The organism is Stenotrophomonas sp. 05N423, assembly GCF_056397145.1.
In genome coordinates, this window is sequence record NZ_JBFTMV010000024.1 from 1 (window position 1) to 2,163 (window position 2,163).

Annotated in this window: 2 protein-coding genes; both read left to right on the forward strand. The window is 67.9% G+C overall.

The window, feature by feature from the left end:
- On the forward strand, positions 1 to 654 hold a 654-nt coding region (locus AC1DGW_RS16795; protein ID WP_478025183.1), incomplete at its 5' end, for a methyl-accepting chemotaxis protein.
- 281 nt (positions 655 to 935) lie between these two features.
- A partial coding sequence (locus tag AC1DGW_RS16800) for a cache domain-containing protein (protein ID WP_478025185.1) occupies positions 936 to 2,163 on the forward strand: 1,228 nt, incomplete at its 3' end.

Genomic DNA, 2,163 nt, shown 5'->3' on the forward strand with positions numbered 1-2,163 from the left:
GCCTCGTCGAAGAAGATCGCCGACATCATCAGCGTCATCGACGGCATCGCCTTCCAGACCAACATCCTGGCCCTGAACGCGGCGGTGGAAGCCGCGCGTGCCGGTGAACAGGGACGCGGCTTCGCGGTGGTGGCAAGCGAGGTGCGTACGCTGGCCCAGCGCTCGGCCGGTGCCGCCAAGGAGATCAAGGGGCTGATCGAGACCTCGGTCGACAAGGTGTCCGAAGGTTCGCAACTGGTGCACCAGGCCGGCACCACCATGGGCGAGATCGTGACATCGGTGCAGCGCGTGACCGACATCATGGCCGAGATCTCCGCCGCCTCGCAGGAACAGAGTGCCGGCATCGAGCAGGTCAACCAGACCGTGATGCAGATGGACGAGACCACCCAGCAGAACGCCGCGCTGGTGGAGGAAGCCACCGCTGCGGCGCGTTCGATGGAGGAGCAGGCCAATCACCTGGCAGCGGCGGTCGCCCTGTTCCGCATCGACGACGTGGCAATCCCCGCCTCCCCCGCCCCGGCTCCCGTCGCCGCGCAGCCGGCGCCCCGGCGCGACGATGCCCGGACTCCCCCCGCACCCCGGCGCCCGGCGCCTGTCGCCCCGCGCAAGGTCGATGCTGCGCTGGCCGACGGCGGCGACTGGCAGGAGTTCTGATCCAGCACCGACGGGTCCTGGCCGGCAGGACCCGTCGGTGGATGCAGCGGCAACGCAGGCCGGAGCTGTCGCCGGAAGCGCGCCACCCCGTCGGAGTCCCGTGCCGTGATGCCGATCCAGCTGCAATCCAGCATCCCGTCATGGAAACGGCATGCCCCGGCCGCGGCCCCTGCAGCCGGGCGAAGCAGCGCCGATAACGCGGGAAGACAGCTGACCGTTTCGTGGTCCAAGGACGCAGGGCCAACCCTTCCATGCATGGTGACGGAAAAGGAAAAAACCGTATGAACACCCACTCAGCCCTGCGGTTCTTCAGCGATCTGCCGCTGCGCCGGAAATTCATGCTGATGCTCGCCATCCTGGCGACCGGCATCGTCGCCCTGTGCCTGGTCACCGCCCGGCGCAACCACGACGAGCTGGTCCAGAACGAGCGCAACGCCCTGCATACCCGGGTGGAAGCGGCGCTGGCGCTGGCCAACCGCTACGCCGACCGCGCCGCCGCCGGCGAGCTGAGCGACGAGGAAGCCCGGCAGCAGGCACTGGCGGCCATCGAATCGCTGCGCAGCGCCAACGGCAGCGACTACCTGTGGGTGAACGACGAACACCCCACCATGCTGATGCATCCCTACCAGACCGCGTTGAACGGCAAGGATCTCAGCGACACCACCAGCGCCGACGGCAAGAAGATCTTCGTCGAGATGGTCAGGCTCGGGCAGCAGGATGGCGGCGGCTTCCTCGACTACACCTGGCCCAAGCCCGGCGTCGACGGCGCGGTGCAGAAGATCTCCTACGTCGGCCTGCACAAGCGCTGGGGCTGGATCATCGGCAGCGGCGAGTACACCGACGACATCGCCGCGCGCGCCTGGAGCTTCAGCAAGGTACTGATCCTGGCCGGCGTGCTGGTGCTGCTGTCGGCACTGCTGCCGTGCTGGCTGATCGCCCGCTCCATCCTGCGCCCGCTCTCCGGCGCGCTGGGCGCGATCCAGGCGGTCTCGCACGGCGAACTGGACGTGCGTGTGGACCATCATTCGCGCGACGAGATCGGGCAGATGTACACCGCCATCGGCGAGATGGTCGGCCAGCTCCGCACCCGCGCCGAACAGGACCGGGCGCGCGCCGCCGAGGACCTGCGCATCCGCACCGCGCTGGACGACGTCACCACCAGCGTGATGATCGCCGACGCCGACCTCAACATCATCTACACCAACCGTCCGCTGATGGAGATGCTGGGCAAGGCCGAACAGGACCTGCGCCGCGACCTGCCGAACTTCGATATGAAGACGCTGATCGGCAGCAACATCGACATCTTCCACAAGCATCCGCCGCACCAGCGCAAGCTGCTGGGCGAACTGCGCGGCACCCACCGCGCGCAGATCAGCGTCGGCGGGCACGTGATGCGGCAGATCATCAATCCGGTGGCCGATGCCGACGGCAAGCGCATCGGCTACGTGGTCGAGTGGGACGACCGTACCCTCGAGGTGCAGGTGGAGAAGGAAGTCAGCGACATCATCG